Here is a 17,666-nt window from a genome sequence, read left to right on the forward strand (position 1 = left end):
GCCTGATGGATATCCAGCATTTTGCCAAAAAGTGGCTCAAACCCGGGCGCGGCAGCGTAATCGCCATGCCGTATCTGTGGCTGGGCGTATTTTTTCTGATTCCGTTTTTCATCGTGCTCAAGATCAGCTTTGCCGAGCAGGATATCGCCATTCCGCCGTTTACCAGCTTGCTGGCGTACGAGGAGGGTTTTCTCAATATCAAGGTCAACCTGTCGAATTTTCTGTTCATCTTTACCGATGAATTTTATTTCGACACCTATATCTCGTCGCTCAAGGTTGCGCTGGTGACTACGGTGCTGTGCCTGCTCCTGGGCTATCCGATCGCCTATGCCATTGCCCGTACCGATCCTGCGCGGCGCAATGTGCTGTTGATGCTGGTGATGTTGCCGTTCTGGACCTCTTTCTTGCTGCGCGTCTATGCCTGGATGGGCTTGCTGAACGAGAACGGTCTGATCAACACCTTCTTGCTGTGGACCGGCATCATCAGCGAGCCTTTGCAGATGTTCCATACCGACTTCTCGCTGTACTTGGTGATGTTGTATGCCTATCTGCCGTTTATGATCCTGCCGCTTTACTCGCATCTGGTGAAGATGGATGTGCGCCTGCTGGAAGCCGCCGGCGACTTGGGGGCCAAGCCCTTGAAGGCATTTGCCACCATCACCTTGCCCTTGTCCAGAAACGGCATTATTGCCGGCTCCATGCTGGTGTTTATTCCTGCCGTGGGCGAGTTTGTGATTCCGGAGCTGGTTGGCAGCTCGGAAACGCTGATGATAGGCAAGGTGTTGTGGAACGAGTTCTTCGACAATAACAACTGGCCGATGGCCGCTGCCGTGGCAACCGTGATGGTCTTGCTATTGCTGGTGCCGATTGCCTTTTTCCACCGCTTCGAGACGCGTGAGCTGGAGGGTAAGAACCATGTATAACGGCAACAAGCTCTCGCCATTTCTTAAGGGCGTACTGGTCGTGGGTTTTCTGTTTCTGTACATACCCATACTCAGCCTGATCGTCTATTCGTTTAATGAATCCAAGCTGGTGACCTTATGGGGCGGCTTTTCGCTGCGCTGGTATGCGTCGCTGTTCGAGAACGAGCAGATCATCTCGGCAGTCTGGCTGTCCATCCGCATTGCGCTGGCTAGTGCCACGGCCGCGGTGGTGCTGGGCACCATCGCCGGCTTTGTCTCGGCGCGCTTCAAGCGTTTTCGCGGCAGCACGCTGTTTGCCGGCATGCTGACTGCGCCAATGGTGATGCCCGAGGTGATTACCGGTCTTTCCATGCTGCTCCTGTTTATTTCCTTGCAGCAACTGACCGGCTATCCGTCCGAGCGCGGCTTTTTCACCATCTGGGTCGGTCACACCACCTTGTGCATGGCTTATGTAGCGGTGGTGGTACGCTCGCGTCTGGTGGAGATGGACAAGAGTCTGGAAGAGGCGGCGATGGATCTGGGCGCACGTCCGCTCAAGATTTTCTTTGTGATTACCTTGCCGCTGATCTCACAGGCTATCGCATCGGGCTTTTTGCTCTCGATCACCCTGTCGCTGGATGATCTGGTGACCACCGCCTTCCTGTCCGGCCCCGGTTCGACTACCTTGCCGCAAGTCATCTTCTCCAAGGTGCGGCTGGGCCTGAATCCGGAAATCAATGCGCTGGCCAGTATTACGGTGCTGATCGTCGGTATTTTCGTAATCCTCGCCAACTATCTGATGCTTAATTCGCAAAGAAAGCGCGAGCGTGCGATTGCCGAGGCAATGCGCGGCGATGCACCGGTGTTGCCCTCTGCGCCGGTTGGCGTTGAGGGTATGGGCCGTCCGGGGCGCGCCTAAGAGCGTGTTCACGCTCTCGCGAGCGAGGGCGAGACAAGGCGAAAACGGCTGAGAAAGCGGAATGTACAGGTGGCACATGAGCATTTCGAAGCTGTTTTTAACGCCGTATCGCCGATGCGCAGCAGATCGTGAACAGGTTCTAAGCCCCAAGCCGCAGCGCCCTTGTGCGGTGTTGCGGCTGTTTTAATCTTGCTGTTTAAAGCCATTCTTCGACCCTTTGACCCGACTTTATCCGGACATTCAAGCTCATGCTGACCTTTGCCCATCAAGCCCACGTGCCGTCTTATTACGCAGCTACCGCCACGCCCTGGTCCGACCAGCCTCCCTTGCAAGGCGCGGTCGCAAGCGATGTCTGCGTGGTCGGCGGCGGGCTGGCCGGACTGTCGGCGGCGCTGAATCTGGCCGAGCGCGGTTTTTCCGTGACTTTGCTGGAGGGTGCGCGCATAGGCTGGGGCGCGTCCGGGCGCAATGGCGGGCAGGTGATCGTGGGCTATTCCTGTGATATCGATACCATCAAGGCGCAGTTGGGGCTGGATATGGCGCGCGCCTTCTGGGATATGTCGGTGGAGGCGGTCGATATTATTGACGAGCGGGTCAAGCGCCACGGCATAGACTGCGACTGGGTGCGCGGCTTTTGTAATGCGGCGGTAAAGCCTTCCTCCATGGATGACCTTAAAGCGTGGCAGGCGACGCTGGAGCAGGATTACGGCTATGGCGGCACCGAGATGTGGAGTCGCGAGCAGCTGACGACGCAGCTGGCCAGCCCGCGTTATCAGGGCGGTTTGTTCGATCCGCGCTCCGGCCATATCCATCCGCTTAATTATGCGCTGGGTCTGGCGCGAGCCTGTCTTGAAGCCGGCGTAATCATTCATGAAAACTCGCCGGTGATTGGCATCGATGAGGGCGCGCGCCCATGCGTGCGAGCGGAGTCGGGGCAGGTGAGCTGTGCGCATGTGGTGCTGGCGTGTAATTCGTATATCGGGGAGTTGGCACCCAAGCTCGAGCGCAAGATCATGCCGGCCGGTACCTATGTGATTGCGACCGAGCCTTTGGGGGAAGCGCGGGCCAAGGCGCTGATCGCCAATAATATGGCGGTATGCGACACCCAGTTCGTGCTGGACTATTACCGTTTGAGTGCCGATCACCGCCTGCTGTTCGGCGGCAAGGTCAGCTACTCCGGGCGCGAGCCGGCCAATCTTTCTGAAGCCATGCGGCAAGACATGCTCAGGGTGTTCCCGCAGCTGGCCGATGTGAAAATCGACTATGCCTGGGGCGGCATGTGCGACATCACCATGAACCGTGCGCCGGATTTCGGCCGCCTGTCCAGTAATGTCTACTATCTGCAGGGCTTCTCCGGTCATGGCGTCAATATCACCGGTCTGGCCGGACGCGTACTGGCCGAGGCGATTGCCGGCTCGGCCAGCCGCTTCGATCTGTTCGGCAAGCTGCGCCACCGCGATTTCCCCGGCGGCAAGCTACTGCGCACGCCGGCACTGGTGTTGGGGATGGCCTACTATCGCTTGCGTGACTATTTGTAAGCGCAGCGTGGCTGGCATTCTCGCTTAAGCGCCTTCGGGCGCTTTTTGATATTGCAACATTTCAACTTTAGTTGTAATGTTGACTCATGGAAAATAAAACCGCCACCCAATTATTCGAATCGCTGTCTGCCGGTATCCGTCTGGACGCCTTTCGCCTGCTGGTGAAACACGGTCACGCCGGTCTGGTGGCCGGCGAAATTGCCGCTGAACTTGATCTTGCTCCCAATAAGCTGTCCTTTCATCTGAAGGGCTTGACCCATGCGGGCTTAGTGTCGGTGACGCAGGAGGGGCGCTTCCAGCGCTACCGTGCCAACCTGCCGCTGATGCTGGAATTGATCGCCTATCTCACTGCCGAGTGCTGCAGCGGCAAGCCCGGTCAATGTCTGGACGCGCGTGCGGCCTCAGCCTGTCCGGACGCGGTGCTGCCCCCCGTTTCTCCTTCGCTGGAACCTTAAGCATGAATATCCTTTTTCTGTGTACCGGCAACTCCTGTCGTTCCATTTTGGGCGAAGTCACCTTCAACCATCTGGCACCGGCCGGCTTCAGGGCGATGAGTGCCGGCAGCCAGCCGACAGGCTTTATCCACCCGCGCTCGATCGCGCTGCTTGCGCGCGAAGGCATGAAGGTCGACGGCCTCGCCAGCAAAAGCTGGGATGCGCTGCCGGCCACGCCTGACATCGTGATTACCGTGTGCGCCTCCGCCGCCGGCGAAAGCTGTCCGGCTTATCTGGGCCCGGCACTGCGTACACACTGGGGTGTGGACGATCCGGCGCACGCGACCGGTAGCGATGAAGAAATCGATGCGGCCTTTACTGCGGCGTACCGCACCTTGCGTGCACGCATCGAAGCGCTGCTGGCCTTGCCGCTGCCAAGCCTGGATCGCAGTGAACTCAAGGCTGAGCTGGACCGCATCGGGCGTGAATTCTGCTGAATTTGCTTAACGTTTCAATATTATTAGGATTATTGACATGACAAAAATCGAGATTTTTGACCCGGCGCTGTGTTGTTCCTCCGGCGTATGCGGCACCGAGGTCGACCAGGCTTTGGTGAATTTTGCCGCCGACTTTGATTGGGCCAAGGCGCAGGGGGCCGATATTTGCCGCTTTAATCTGGCGCAAGAGCCGCTGGCCTTTGCCGAAAACCCGGTGGTAAAAGGCTTTCTCGAGCGCTCCGGCGCCGACTTGTTGCCGCTGGTGCTGGTGAACGGCGAGATCGCCTTGATGGGGCGCTATCCGCGCCGCGCCGAGCTCGCGCGTTTTGCCGGCATCTCGACCTTTGCCGCCGCCAGTGCGCCAGCGCAGTCCTCCTGCTGTGGTGGCAGTACCGGCTGCTGCTAAGGAGCGCATCATGCTTTTTCTCGACAATCCGCCTCCTTTTCTGTTTTTCACCGGCAAGGGCGGGGTGGGTAAAACCTCGATCGCCTGCGCCAGTGCGCTCAGTCTGGCGCGTAGTGGCCAGCGCGTACTGCTGGTCAGTACCGATCCGGCATCCAATGTCGGTCAGGTCTTCGGCCAGCATATAGGCAATATGATCTGCCCGATTGCGGCGGTAGAGGGCTTGTCGGCACTGGAAATCGACCCGCAGGCGGCCGCGCAAGGCTATCGCGACCGTATTGTCGGCCCGGTGCGGGGCGTATTGCCCGAGGCGGTGGTTAAAGGCATAGAAGAACAGCTCTCCGGTGCTTGCACCACCGAAATCGCTGCCTTTGACGAATTCACTGCGCTGTTGACCGATGCTAGGCTGATCGCGGCTTACGACCATATCGTGTTCGATACTGCGCCGACCGGCCACACCATCCGCCTGTTGCAGTTGCCCGGTGCCTGGTCGGGCTTTCTCGATGCCAACCCGGACGGGGCATCCTGCCTGGGGCCGCTCTCAGGTCTCGACAAGCAGCGCACGCAATACCATGCGGCGGTCGCTGCGCTAGCCGACCCGGACAAGACCCGGCTGGTGCTGGTTGCGCGCGCGCAAGCTTCGACACTGCGCGAAGTGGCGCGTACCCACGAAGAGCTCGCTGCGATCGGCCTTAAGCGCCAGTTTCTGGTGATTAACGGTGTGTTCCCGGCGAATGAGGCCGGCGAGGATGCACTGGCTCAGGCTATCGTGTGCCGCGAGACGGCGGCACTGGCGGCCATGCCGCCGGTGCTGACCGGCTTGGCACAAGACCGGCTGGCGCTCAAGCCCTTTAATCTGGTCGGCATGGCGGCGCTGGAGGCCTTGCTGCGGGATGCACCGCTTGCGGGCGCTGCGCTCGAGGCGGTGGCGCTGCCCGCCGGAACCGGCACGCTGGCCCAGCTGGTCGACGGTATCGCAGCTAGCGGCCATGGTCTGGTGATGGTGATGGGCAAGGGGGGCGTTGGCAAAACCACGATTGCCGCCGCAGTTGCCGTTGAACTGGCAAGGCGCGGTTTGCCGGTGCATCTGACCACCTCCGATCCAGCCGCCCATCTGGGCGAGACCTTGGCTGGCAGCGTGCCAGGTCTGGCAGTCAGCCGTATCGATCCGGCGGCCGAGACCGCGCGCTATCGCCGCGAAGTCTTGCATAGCAAGGGTCAGGATCTGGATGCGGCGGGGCGTGCCTTGCTGGAGGAGGATCTGCGCTCGCCCTGTACCGAAGAGATCGCGGTGTTCCAAGCCTTCTCGCGCGTTATCCGTGAAGCCGGCCAGCGTTTTGTGGTGATGGATACAGCTCCGACCGGCCACACCCTGCTCTTGCTGGATGCAACCGGTGCCTACCACCGCGACATGGTGCGCCAGATGGGCGGCAAGGGGCTGCACTTCACGACGCCGATGATGCAGTTGCAAGACCCGGCGCGCACCAAGGTGCTGATCGCGACGCTGGCTGAAACCACGCCAGTGCTGGAAGCGGCAGCCTTGCAGGCCGACCTCCTGCGTGCCGGCATCACGCCATGGGCGTGGGTGATTAACCAGAGCATCGCGGCAGCGGGTAGTACATCGCTTTTGCTGGCAAAGCGCGGCCAAAATGAAGCGCGCGAAATTGATGCGGTGCTCACTCGTCACGCCACACGCGTGGCACTGCTACCGCTGCTGGCGCAAGAGCCGGTCGGCGCGGCCGCACTGATCGCACTCGCGTCATCGGTCTGACATACAGCCGCCCCGTGCCGGGGCTGCTGTCGCGTGATCTTGGCTTGGATTGTATGTAACGATTCAATATTCGTTTTTTAATTGAATTAACCGGGCGTTAGCGACGCCCGAGTGAAGCACAGAGAGGTTGTTATGTTGTCGTTTTCCATGGCATCGCTGCAGTCTGCGGCGGCTATGTTCGTGTTTTTGGCGCTGGAGCTGTCCCTGCTGTTCGTGCTGATCAGTTTTGCCGTCGCCGTTATCCAGCACAAGCTGCCGGCCGGCAAAGTGCAGTCGCTGCTCAGCAGCAAGAAGGGGAGCGGCTATCTGACCGCTGCCGCGATCGGCTCGGTGACGCCGTTTTGCAGCTGTTCGACCATCCCGATGCTGAACGGCCTGCTGCGTGCCGGTGCCGGCTTCGGCCCGACCATGACCTTTTTGTTTGTGTCGCCGCTACTCAACCCTATTGTGGTCGGTTTGCTGTGGATGACTTTCGGCTGGAAGGTTACCCTGGTCTATATGGCGGCGACGCTGCTGGTCTCGCTGCTGGCCGGCGTGCTGCTCGAGCGCCTGAATTTCGGCCGTTACGTGAAGCAGACCGCGCCGCAGGCGAGTGCGTGCTGCACCACAAAACCGGCGGTTGAGCCCAAGGCTTCCTGTTGCGCTCCCAAGCCGGTCGAGCCCAAGGCTTCTTGCTGCGTGCCCAAGCCGGTCGAGCCCAAGGCTTCTTGCTGCGTGCCCAAGCCGGTCGAGCCCAAAACTTCCTGCTGCATGCCCAAGCCGGTCGAAGCCAAGGCTTCCTGTTGCGCGCCCAAGCAGGTCGAGTTCAAGACTTCCTGCTGCATGCCCAAGGCGGCGGCGCCTATGCCAGAGAAGGCAAAGCTGCCTTGGCGGCAACTGTGGCGCGAAGCGTTCGGCCAATTCCGCGCGGTGTTTCCTTACCTGATGCTGGGGGTGGCCATCGGCGCCTTTACCTACGGCTTCATCCCCTCCGAGTGGATTGCCGCGCATACCGGCAGCGACAAGCCGCTGGCGATCCCGTTGGCGGCGGTGGCCGGCATTCCGCTTTACCTGCGCGCTGAAACGCTGATTCCGATGGCGTCGATGTTTGCGCTCAAGGGTATGGGGCTGGGCGCGCTGATGGCGCTGATCATCGGCGGCGCGGGGGCCAGCCTGACCGAGCTGATTCTGCTTAAGGCGCTGTTTCGCAAGCAGATCCTGATTGCTTTTTTAGTCGTGATTATCGGCACCGCCATTTCGGCTGGCTATCTGTTTAGTGCGCTGACACCGTGGCTAGCCTGAATCATCAATCCTTAAACACGCCAAGAGTTCCATTATGAGTCTGCCCAAGCAACGCCTTTCTTTTCTCGACCGCTACCTCACGCTATGGATCTTCGCTGCCATGGCATTGGGGATTTTTCTGGGTACGGTGATGCCGGGTTTTCCTGACTGGTTAAATAGCCTGTCGTCCGGCTCGACCAATATCCCGATTGCGATCGGCCTGATCGTGATGATGTATCCACCCTTGGCCCGGGTGCACTATGAAGACTTGCCTCGCGTGTTTGCCGACAAGAAAATGTTGGCACTGTCGCTGATCCAGAACTGGATTATCGGGCCGGCGCTGATGTTTGCGCTGGCGGTGATCTTCCTGCGTGATCAGCCCGAGTATATGACCGGGGTGATTCTGATCGGGCTGGCGCGCTGTATTGCCATGGTGCTGGTGTGGAATACGCTTGCGCGCGGCGACAACCAGTATGTCGCGGGCCTGGTTGCATTCAATTCGGTGTTCCAGATCCTGTTTTTCAGCGTATTTGCCTGGTTTTACCTCACCGTATTGCCGCCGTTATTCGGTCTGGCCGGCAGCGTGATCGATGTCGGTTTTGCCACCATTGCCCAAGCGGTGCTGGTCTATCTGGGCATTCCTTTTATCGGAGGGTTCCTGACCCGCCAGCTGCTGATCAAGGCGCGCGGTAGCGTGTGGTATGAAACCCGCTTTTTGCCCCGGATCAGCCCGCTGACGCTCATCGCCTTGCTGTTTACCATTGCCGCCATGTTCAGCCTTAAGGGCGCGGATGTGCTGCGTCTGCCGCTGGATGCGCTGCGTATTGCGCTGCCGCTGGTGATCTATTTTGTGCTGATGTTCTTTATCAGCTACGCCATGGGCCACCGCGCCGGCGAGAACTACCCCAAAACTACGGCGATGAGCTTTACTGCGGCCAGTAATAATTTCGAGCTGGCAATTGCAGTGGCGATTGCTGCCTTCGGGCTGGCGTCGCCGATTGCCTTTGCCGCCGTGATCGGGCCGCTGGTCGAGGTGCCGGTGCTGATTCTGCTGGTTAATGTCGCGCTATGGATAGGGCGGCGTTATTTCGTCGGTCGCGGTGCGCCACTGTAGTGGCGATAGCCTGAATGTGGGGTTTTTTGTTGTGCATCAGCCGATGCCAGTAGCGTTTTGCGCGACCAAATTTTTTTCATGGTCTACACCGAGTAGTTATATACGTAGCTAAACGGGTATGCCATGGCACAAGATTATGCAGCAGATGACTGTCAAGATCGGGTAGTGGTGGGGGAGACGACGACTGCTCCCGCCCCGTTTTTTTGTTTTGTGCCACCGGCAGCCAGACTCAGCCAGGAAGGGCCTGCCGGCCTGCGTTTCGATTTCAATCTGGGCGCGCGCCTGTCCTTGCCCGAGGGGGCATGGCGGGTGCGGCTGTCGGACACACAGACCCACAATGTGCTGTTCGAGACCGAAATCGGCGCCGGCAGTGTCACCAGCAGCAAGAAGTATTTCGTGCCGTTTCGCATCGAAGTGTGGCGCGGTGAGGAAAAAGTGCTGGATCACACCCTCAGCCTGCGCGCTCAGCCGGTGCTGGTGCAATTTCCAGTGGGCACGCTGGGCGATGTGCTGGGCTGGTTTCCCTACGCCGCGCGTTTTGCCCGGATGCATGGCTGCCAGCTGACCTGCTCGATGGCCGCCAATCTGATTCCGCTGTTTGCTGCCAGCTACCCCTCGATCCGCTTTGTTACACCAGAGACATTGCAGCCCGAGGCATATTACGCGAGCTATTATCTGGGCTTGTTTTTTGGTGATGAAGAGCGCCATTACCAGCCCGGTGACTTCCGTCTGGTCGGGCTTGCCCGTACCGCCGGCCATATTCTCGGTGTAGACCCCGGCGAAGCCACCGCTACCATCGCCATTCCCGACGATAGCCGCCCCATTGCCGAGCCTTATGCTTGCATCGCAGTGCAAAGCTCGACCCAGTGCAAGTACTGGAATCACCCCAGCGGCTGGCTGGAGGTGGTGAAGTATTTGAAAGGGCGCGGTTTGCGCGTGCTGTGCATAGACCAGAAAGCGTGTCACGGCGCCGGTCTGACCTGGACCACGCTACCACATGGCTGTGAGGACTTTACCGGTGACTTGCCGTTGCTTGAGCGTGCCCGCCTGCTTAAACATGCCGAATTTTTTGTTGGCCTCTCCAGTGGCCTAGCATGGCTGGCGTGGTCGGTCAGCACGCCGGTAGCCCTGATCAGCGGCTTTACCCATCCCTTAAACGAGTTTTCTACGCCTTACCGCATTTTTAACCACCACACTTGCAATAGCTGCTGGAACGATCCGCGTCATAATTTTGATCATGCCGATTTTTTCTGGTGCCCGCGCCATAAGGGTACACCGCGCCAGTTCGAGTGCACGCGCCTGATCACGCCGCAACAGGTGATCGATACCTTGGCCCGCATTCCATTACGCACGCAGAGCATGGAAGGAAATTTGGCATGAAATACCGCTCATTCAATCTGCGCTATGGACAGCGCCGTTTTGCCCGTTCGCTGCGTTGGTCGCGCCTGTTACTGGTCTTATTGGGGTTGCTACCCTTGTTGCCTGCGGCACAGGCAGAAGTGGTGTCCGGCGTGGTCAGCGGCGGGCAGGTGGTGCGGGGAGCAACGCAGGACGTGGTCTCGGGCGGGGTGGCCACCCGCGTCGAAGTCGACGGCACGCAGAACGTGTCGGCCGGCGGTCAGACCAGCGCCACCTTCGGTACCGGTGTGCAAAACGTCTATTCGGGCGGGGTGGCCAGCGGGACGGGCATGACCGGCACCCAGAACGTGTACAGCGGTGGCCTTGCCAGCGCGACGGTAGTGTCTGGCTTGTCGCAGAACGTCGAAGGTGGCCGTGCGGTGGGCACTACGGTCCTCAGTGGAGGCTCACAGCAGGTCAGTGCAGGCGGTGTCGCGGTGTCGACCACGCTGGTCGGTTCAGGCGCGGGGCAGGCAGTGCTGGCCGGTGGTAGCGCAAGCCAGGTATCGGTCGGCTCGGGTGGAATCCAGACCGTGGCCGGCGGCAGTGCGACGCAAACCACCGTATCGGCCGGTGGCCTGCAGCAGGTGCTGACCGGATCTGCGAGCGCAACCGTGTTGTTGTCCGGTGCCACCCAGACAACACTTGGTGGCGGTACGGCGAGGCAGACGACGGTCAACGCGGGGGCCACACAGAACGTGGGCGGGCAGGCGATCGACAATGTGGTCAGCGGCGGCACGCAGAACATAACTTCGGGCGGCACCGCCACCTCGACGACGCTGCTGGCGGGCGGCCAGCAGGTGGTGTCGTCCGGCGGCTACGCCAGCGCGACGCAGGTGGTGAGCGGCACGCAGACTGTCTCGGCCGGTGGCTCGGCCGGACAGACCACGGTCGGTGTCTCCGGCGTGCAGAATGTGCAAGGGGTGGTCAGCGCAACCATCGTCAACGGCGGCGCGCAGATCATGCTGTCGGGCGAGGCGTTTGACACCACCATCAACTCGGGCGGATCGCAGTCGGTTGGCGGCGGACAGACCTTGAACACCACGCTCAACGGCGGCAGCAACCAGACCGTGCTGTCCGGCGGCCAGGCCAACCAGACCATCCTCAATGACAGCGACCAGAATATCCTCGCCGGCGGCACGGCGCAGCTGACCGAGGTGAATAGCGGCAGCAATCAGACGGTGCAGGGGGTGGCCAGCGCGACGGTGGTGCAGGCAGGCGGGCGCCAGTATGTCAGCGCCGGCGGCAGCGCGGTGCTTACCACCGTCAACGGCGGCTTGCAGGACGTGTACTCCGGCGGCTCGGCGACCAACACCACTGTGCTGTCGGGCAGCCAGCGCGTCGAGGCGGGCGGGGTCGCGACCTCAAATACAGTCAGTAGTGGCGGAGACCAGATCATCTACGGCAGCGCCAGCGCCAACCAGATTAACGGTGGTCGCCAGTTCGTTTATTCCGGCGGCGTCGCCAGTGACAATACCCTGGTCGGCGGCAGCCAGCAGATTACTAGCGGGGGGCTCGCCAGCGGCAACAGCGTGACTTCGGCCAGTCAGTTCGTGGAGGGCGGCGCTGTTGCTGAAAATACCACGCTGCAATTGGGCGGGCAGCAGACCGTTTCCAGTGGCGGGCTGGCCAATAATGACATCATCAATAACGGCGGGCGCGCCTGGATCAATGGCGGTGTGGCCAACTCGGCGACGGTGAACTCGGGCGGCATTCTGTTGGTAACCAGTGGCGGTGTGGCGAATGCGACCGAGGTGGCGGGTGGGCAACAGTTAGTTGGCAATGCCGGCGTAGCATCCAGCACCACTATCGAGTCCGGCACGCAAACGGTCAGCGCCGGCGGTTCGGCCAGTCAGACTATCGTTGCTGCCAATGGCTTGCAGGATGTCTCCGGCACGGCGACGGGTAACATCTTCAACGGCGGCAAGCAGAATGTGCAGTCGGGCGGGGTGGTCAGCATGACCACGGTGAATTCTGGCAGTACGCAAACGGTCAGCGCCGGTGGTTCGGCCAGTCAGACTATCGTTGCCGCCAATGGCGTACAGGACGTCTCCGGCACGGCGACGGGCAACACCCTCAACGGCGGCAAGCAGACGGTGCAGTCGGGTGGGGTGGTAAGCACCACCACGGTGAACTCGGGCGGCACGCAAAGCATTGCTGCCGGAGGACAGGCTTCGGATAACACGATTACTTCCGGCACGCAAACGGTGGGTGTTGGCGGCTCGGCGACGCAAACCACGGTTGCCAGCAATGGCGTACAGGACGTCGCCGGTACGGCGACCAGCAACACCTTAAATGGCGGCAAACAGAATGTGCAGTCGGGCGGGGTGGTGAGCACGACGACGGTGAACTCGGGTAGTACGCAAAACATTGCCGCCGGTGGCAAAGCCGATGCCTCGACGATCAACTCTGGTACACAAACGGTCAGCGTCGGCGGTTTGGCCAATCAGACTATCGTTGCCGCCAATGGCGTACAGGACGTAGCCGGCACGGCGACGGGCAACACCCTCAACGGCGGCAAGCAGAATGTGCAGTCGGGTGGTGTGGTCAGCACCACCACGGTGAACTCGGGTGGTACGCAAAGCATTGCTGCCGGCGGCAAAGCTTCCGATTCAAGCATTATCTCGGGCACGCAAACGGTCAGCGCCGGTGGTTCGGCGACACAAACCACGGTTGCCAGCAATGGCGTACAGGACATCTCCGGCACGACGACGGGCAATACCCTCAACGGCGGCAAGCAGACGGTGCAGTCGGGCGGGGTGGCGAGCACGACGACGGTGAACTCGGGTGGTACGCAAAGCATTGCTGCCGGAGGACAGGCTTCGGATAACACGATTACTTCCGGCACGCAAACGGTGGGTGTTGGCGGTTCGGCGACGCAAACCACGGTTGCCAGCAATGGCGTACAGGACGTCTCCGGCACGGCGACGGGCAATATCCTCAACGGTGGCAAGCAGAATGTGCAGTCGGGTGGGGTGGCGAGCACCACCACGGTGAACTCGGGTGGCGTACAGAGTATCGCCGACGGAGGCCAGGCTTCGGACAACACGATTACTTCCGGCACGCAAACAGTCAGCGCCGGTGGTTCGGCCAGTCAGACCATTGTTGCCGCCAATGGCGTACAGGACGTGGCCGGCACAGCGACGAACAACACCCTCAACGGCGGCAAGCAGACGGTGCAGTCGGGTGGGGGGGCGAGCACCACCACGGTGAACTCGGGAGGTACGCAAAGCATTGCTGCCGGCGGCAAAGCTTCCGATTCAAGCATTATCTCGGGCACGCAAACGGTCAGCGCCGGTGGTTCGGCGACGCAAACCATGGTTGCCAGCAATGGCGTACAGGACGTCTCCGGCACGGCGACGGCCAATACCCTCAACGGCGGCAAGCAGAATGTGCAGTCGGGCGGGGTGGTGAGCACGACGACGGTGAACTCGGGTAGTACGCAAAACATTGCCGCCGGTGGCAAAGCCGATGCCTCGACGATCAACTCTGGTACACAAACGGTCAGCGTCGGCGGTTTGGCCAATCAGACTATCGTTGCCGCCAATGGCGTACAGGACGTAGCCGGCACGGCGACGGGCAACACCCTCAACGGCGGCAAGCAGAATGTGCAGTCGGGTGGTGTGGTCAGCACCACCACGGTGAACTCGGGTGGTACGCAAAGCATTGCTGCCGGCGGCAAAGCTTCCGATTCAAGCATTATCTCGGGCACGCAAACGGTCAGCGCCGGTGGTTCGGCGACACAAACCACGGTTGCCAGCAATGGCGTACAGGACATCTCCGGCACGACGACGGGCAATACCCTCAACGGCGGCAAGCAGACGGTGCAGTCGGGCGGGGTGGCGAGCACGACGACGGTGAACTCGGGTGGTACGCAAAGCATTGCTGCCGGAGGACAGGCTTCGGATAACACGATTACTTCCGGCACGCAAACGGTGGGTGTTGGCGGTTCGGCGACGCAAACCACGGTTGCCAGCAATGGCGTACAGGACGTCTCCGGCACGGCGACGGGCAATATCCTCAACGGTGGCAAGCAGAATGTGCAGTCGGGTGGGGTGGCGAGCACCACCACGGTGAACTCGGGTGGCGTACAGAGTATCGCCGACGGAGGCCAGGCTTCGGACAACACGATTACTTCCGGCACGCAAACAGTCAGCGCCGGTGGTTCGGCCAGTCAGACCATTGTTGCCGCCAATGGCGTACAGGACGTGGCCGGCACAGCGACGAACAACACCCTCAACGGCGGCAAGCAGACGGTGCAGTCGGGTGGGGGGGCGAGCACCACCACGGTGAACTCGGGAGGTACGCAAAGCATTGCTGCCGGCGGCAAAGCTTCCGATTCAAGCATTATCTCGGGCACGCAAACGGTCAGCGCCGGTGGTTCGGCGACGCAAACCATGGTTGCCAGCAATGGCGTACAGGACGTCTCCGGCACGGCGACGGCCAATACCCTCAACGGCGGCAAGCAGAATGTGCAGTCGGGCGGGGTGGTGAGCACGACGACGGTGAACTCGGGTAGTACGCAAAACATTGCCGCCGGTGGCAAAGCCGATGCCTCGACGATCAACTCTGGTACACAAACGGTCAGCGTCGGCGGTTTGGCCAATCAGACTATCGTTGCCGCCAATGGCGTACAGGACGTAGCCGGCACGGCGACGGGCAACACCCTCAACGGCGGCAAGCAGACGGTGCAGTCGGGCGGGGTGGTCAGCACGACCACGGTGAACTCGGGCGGCACGCAAAGCATTGCTGCCGGAGGACAAGCTTCGGATAACACGATTACTTCCGGCACGCAAACGGTGGGTGTTGGCGGCTCGGCGACGCAAACCACGGTTGCCAGCAATGGCGTACAGGACATCGCCGGTACGGCGACCAGCAACACATTAAATGGCGGCAAACAGAATGTGCAGTCGGGCGGGGTGGCCAGCGCGACAGTGGTGCAGACGGGGGGGCAGCAATTCGTCAGCGCCGGCGGCAGCGCGGTGCTTACCACCGTCAACGGCGGCTTGCAGGACGTGTACTCCGGCGGTGCGGCGACCAATACTACGGTGCTGTCGGGCAGCCAGCGTGTCGAGGCGGGCGGCACTGCGACCTCGACCACGGTGAACACTGGCGGCAACCAGGTCATCTACGGCAGTGCCAGCGCCAACCAGATCAATGGCGGGCGCCAGTTTGTCTACGCAGGTGGCAGCGCGGTGCTTACCACCGTCAACGGCGGCTTGCAGGACGTGTACTCCGGCGGTGCGGCGACCAACACTACGGTGCTGTCGGGCAGCCAGCGCGTCGAGGCGGGCGGGGTGGCGACCTCGACTACGGTCAGCAGCGGCGGCGACCAGATCATTTACGGCCGCGCCAGCGCCAACCAGATCAACGGCGGGCGCCAGTTCGTCTACGCAGGCGGCGTCGCCAGCGGCAACACACTGAGCTCGGCCAGCCAGTTTGTGGATGCCGGCGGCGTTTCGCGGGAGACCACCTTGCTCGCCGGGGGGCGCTTGACGGTGTCCGCCGATGGCCTCGCTCAGGATGTGACGATAGCGACTGGCGGCGCGGTGCTGGTTGCCGGTGGCACACTGGATAACGCAACGCTCGCCGGTAGCGGCGGGCGCTTGCAACTTAATAGCGGCACCCTGGCCGGGCAGACCCGCATCAGCGGCGACGACAACCGGTTGGTGCTGCAAGGCGGGCAGACCACCGGCAGCCTGTCGGTCGCAGGCAGCGGCAATCAGGTCGGCATCGGTAAGGCCGACCTGTCGGCATGGGGGCCGTTGACTGATAGTACCGGCGCCAACACTTTGGTGGTGCTCTCCGGTATCAACGTGCGCGCGCTGACGGGTAGCGCCAGTGGTGCGCTCGACTTGCAGAACTGGTCGGCGATCCGTGTCAACAGCGGCGGCACGCTGGGATTGGCTGGCAACCTGGCGCTCGCCGCTGGCGGCACGCTCACCGTGTCGGGTACGCTCGCGGTGCCGCAGGCGGCTACCGTCAGCGGCAGCCTCGGCAACGCCGGCGTGCTCGCCTTGTCCGCACCACTGACGGTGACCGGCAACTACGCAGGCTCGGGCGGCGTGCTGCAGGACAATGTGTCGGCTGGTGGCGACAGCGCCGCCTTACTGACTGTGAGCGGAGAAGGCAGCGGCACCACCCGTGTCGCCTTCGTCAACGATGGCACGCCGGGACGGCTAGGCGAAAAGATCGAGTTCGCACGGGTTGCCTCGGGCAGCGCCAACTTCGCCGCCGCCAACCCGGTCGGTGTGAAAAACCCGTACGACGTACGCCTGAAGGGCAGCCCCTATGTGTGGCAGATCGTGCGTGCGGGTGACGAGTGGCTGCTCGAGTCGCCGGCTGTACCGGTAACCCCGCCTATCCCCGAGCCGCCCACCCCGGTGCCCGAGCCGGTTAAGCCGCTCAAACCGGATCGCTTGCTGCCGGAAATCCCGGCCTATGGCACCTTGCCTGCGTTGTCCGATATCTTGTTGCGCGGCAACCTGATGTCGCTGGGGCAGAGGCTGGACAGCACGCCTTCTGCCCTGCGTGATCTTTGGCTCAAGGTTGACGGTTTACATTTGCAGCAAAGTGCGCGTTATGGCTTTTCCTTTGACGGGGAGGGCGTGTCGTTGACTGCAGGCGCGGACCGTAGCGGCGAGACAGCAGATGGCAAGCGCTGGCGTGGCGGGGTGTTTGCCGCATGGAACCGGGCTTGGCTGGATGTGAACGGCGAAGGCAAAGTCATTCCGTCGCGCGCCACCTCGGATATCCATCTGGACAGTCTGCAAGCCGGTGTTTATGGCCAGCTTGAGCAACAAGGCTGGTTTGCGCGCGGCATTGCTTTGGCCGGGCGCGAACGCGCCAAGATTTCGACCGAGGATCACTACTTCAATACCCTGCATGCCAATATCTGGGCACTGCATCTGGCTGCCGGCAAGATGTTCGAGCCGGCCGAGAACTGGCGGCTGATTCCGCAACTGAATGCCAGCTACGCCAATTTTGATTGGAATCTGGTCGACGACAGCATCAAGGGTCGCTATGACAAGACCAGCCACTGGTATGGCGGCGCCGGTTTGCGCGTCGAGAAGGTGCTTAATGACATGACCCGTGTCTGGCTGCGCCCGGGCGTGACCCATCAGTTTGGCGATGCGCCGGCACTGGCCTTGAGTGCGCCGGATGTCTATCTGCCAGCGGCCGGCCCGAGTACCACTTGGCAATTGCAGGCGGGCTTTAATAAAGAGACGCGCTGGGGAGGCTATTACGGCCTGCTTGGCGGTAGCTGGGCGAAAGGCCAGCAACTGGGGCGTGTCGAAGCGGGCTGGCGCTGGTTATGGTAAATCCGGCCGGATAAAAGCAAATGGGGGTGTTCAATATATTGGACATCCCCATTTTTTTGCAGCGCCTGCCCGGCAGAAAATCAGTCTGCAATCAAGGTGATTTTCACG

11 protein-coding genes are annotated in these 17,666 nt (G+C 61.3%); all 11 read left to right on the plus strand.

What is annotated here, in order from left to right:
• Positions 1-5 precede the first annotated feature (5 nt).
• The 11 genes from M3P88_RS04335 to M3P88_RS04385 all read left to right on the plus strand — a co-directional run bounded on the left by M3P88_RS04335 (position 6) and on the right by M3P88_RS04385 (position 17,558).
• Positions 6-923 (plus strand): ABC transporter permease subunit, encoded by a 918-nt coding sequence (locus M3P88_RS04335; protein ID WP_249614835.1) that lies wholly within the window; start codon positions 6-8, stop codon positions 921-923.
• Entirely contained in the window at positions 916-1,821 is a 906-nt protein-coding gene (locus M3P88_RS04340; RefSeq protein WP_249614836.1) for an ABC transporter permease subunit, read from the plus strand. Before M3P88_RS04335 ends, M3P88_RS04340 begins: the two co-directional genes overlap by 8 nt.
• 248 nt (positions 1,822-2,069) lie before the next feature.
• Positions 2,070-3,359 carry an NAD(P)/FAD-dependent oxidoreductase gene (locus M3P88_RS04345; RefSeq protein WP_249614837.1) on the plus strand — a complete coding sequence of 430 codons (1,290 nt, stop codon included), beginning with the start codon at positions 2,070-2,072 and terminating at the stop codon, positions 3,357-3,359.
• A gap of 86 nt (positions 3,360-3,445) precedes the next feature.
• Complete coding sequence (locus M3P88_RS04350) at positions 3,446-3,814, plus strand: ArsR/SmtB family transcription factor (RefSeq protein WP_249614838.1); 369 nt, start codon at positions 3,446-3,448, stop codon at positions 3,812-3,814.
• 2 nt (positions 3,815-3,816) lie between these two features.
• Positions 3,817-4,290: an arsenate reductase ArsC gene (locus M3P88_RS04355; RefSeq protein WP_249614839.1), complete on the plus strand. Its 474-nt coding sequence runs from the start codon at positions 3,817-3,819 to the stop codon at positions 4,288-4,290.
• A 37-nt stretch (positions 4,291-4,327) separates the two neighbouring features.
• Positions 4,328-4,696, plus strand: coding sequence for an arsenite efflux transporter metallochaperone ArsD (gene arsD, locus M3P88_RS04360; protein WP_249614840.1), 369 nt, complete (start codon positions 4,328-4,330; stop codon positions 4,694-4,696).
• 10 nt (positions 4,697-4,706) lie between these two features.
• Entirely contained in the window at positions 4,707-6,464 is a 1,758-nt protein-coding gene (gene arsA / locus M3P88_RS04365) for an arsenical pump-driving ATPase (protein ID WP_249614841.1), read from the plus strand.
• Positions 6,465-6,596: 132 nt separating this feature from the next.
• Positions 6,597-7,745 (plus strand): permease, encoded by a 1,149-nt coding sequence (locus M3P88_RS04370; protein WP_249614842.1) that lies wholly within the window; start codon positions 6,597-6,599, stop codon positions 7,743-7,745.
• Between the two features lie 34 nt (positions 7,746-7,779).
• The gene (arsB, locus tag M3P88_RS04375) at positions 7,780-8,838 is read left to right on the plus strand and encodes an ACR3 family arsenite efflux transporter (RefSeq protein ID WP_249614843.1); all 1,059 of its coding nucleotides are present in this window, start codon (positions 7,780-7,782) and stop codon (positions 8,836-8,838) included.
• 123 nt (positions 8,839-8,961) lie between these two features.
• Positions 8,962-10,218: an autotransporter strand-loop-strand O-heptosyltransferase gene (locus M3P88_RS04380; RefSeq protein WP_249614844.1), complete on the plus strand. Its 1,257-nt coding sequence runs from the start codon at positions 8,962-8,964 to the stop codon at positions 10,216-10,218.
• Positions 10,215-17,558, plus strand: coding sequence for a hypothetical protein (locus M3P88_RS04385; protein WP_249614845.1), 7,344 nt, complete (start codon positions 10,215-10,217; stop codon positions 17,556-17,558). Before M3P88_RS04380 ends, M3P88_RS04385 begins: the two co-directional genes overlap by 4 nt.
• Positions 17,559-17,666: the final 108 nt, after the last annotated feature.

This window comes from Craterilacuibacter sp. RT1T (assembly GCF_023502145.1).
In the GTDB taxonomy this organism is placed as follows: Bacteria; Pseudomonadota; Gammaproteobacteria; order Burkholderiales; family Chromobacteriaceae; genus Craterilacuibacter.